Genomic DNA, 338 nt, shown 5'->3' with positions numbered 1-338 from the left:
GGGCAATCTTTCGATCACCTTTAAAATACATTGATACAATCACAACCCTGATTCACCTACTCGGACACCCATCTCTAAGCATCCTTTCGTGAATCTCTTTACTACTTCTTCCTGATTGTTAAAGAACGACAGCCGATATAAAGCTCTGCTTCATATCACTCTGACTGGCTCAATCGCCAATGCACAGCACTCTGCTTTGACTGCTTGCAGAACGCTACGCATTGAGGATTGGTGGAGGATGACGGGATCGAACCGACGACCCCCTGCTTGCAAAGCAGGTGCTCTCCCAGCTGAGCTAATCCCCCAGTCATGCACAGATAAATCTCTACCTGTTGATA

The 338-nt window shown here is 47.0% G+C and carries 1 tRNA gene; it reads right to left on the bottom strand.

Annotated elements, in window-relative coordinates:
• Positions 1-229 precede the first annotated feature (229 nt).
• A tRNA-Ala gene (locus tag PQR42_RS45690) sits at positions 230-305 on the bottom strand.
• Positions 306-338 lie beyond the last annotated feature (33 nt).

Origin of the sequence: Paraburkholderia sediminicola, from assembly GCF_046027355.1 — a bacterium.
Classification (GTDB): domain Bacteria; phylum Pseudomonadota; class Gammaproteobacteria; order Burkholderiales; family Burkholderiaceae; genus Paraburkholderia; species Paraburkholderia sediminicola_B.
Note: the sequence above shows the minus strand (reverse complement) of the source record. Positions and strands in the feature narration are given on the sequence as shown.